Origin of the sequence: Streptomyces xanthophaeus (assembly GCF_000725805.1) — a bacterium.
GTDB lineage: Bacteria > Actinomycetota > Actinomycetes > Streptomycetales > Streptomycetaceae > Streptomyces > Streptomyces xanthophaeus.
Window position 1 is genome coordinate 1 of sequence record NZ_JOFT01000144.1, and the last position, 282, is coordinate 282.

Genomic DNA, 282 nt, shown 5'->3' on the forward strand with positions numbered 1-282 from the left:
CCGATCGGGCGACCGACCCCCCAGACGCAGGTGTACGTACTCGACGCGGGACTGCGGCCGGTGCCGCCGGGGGTGACGGGTGAGCTGTACATCGCGGGTACCGGGCTGGCCCGCGGCTACCACCGCCGCCCGGGCCTGACCGCCGAACGGTTCGTCGCCAACCCGTTCACGCCCGGCACCCGGATGTACCGCAGCGGCGACCTCGCCCGCTGGACGCCCGCCGGCCAGCTCCACTTCGTCGGACGCAGTGACCAGCAGGTCAAACTGCGCGGCATGCGGATC

Annotated in this window: 1 protein-coding gene; it reads left to right on the top strand. The window is 73.4% G+C overall.

Translation table 11 applies throughout. From position 1 onward, the window contains the following. The coding region (locus IO30_RS41120) for an AMP-binding protein (RefSeq protein WP_037895562.1) at positions 1-282 on the top strand (282 nt) is incomplete at both ends.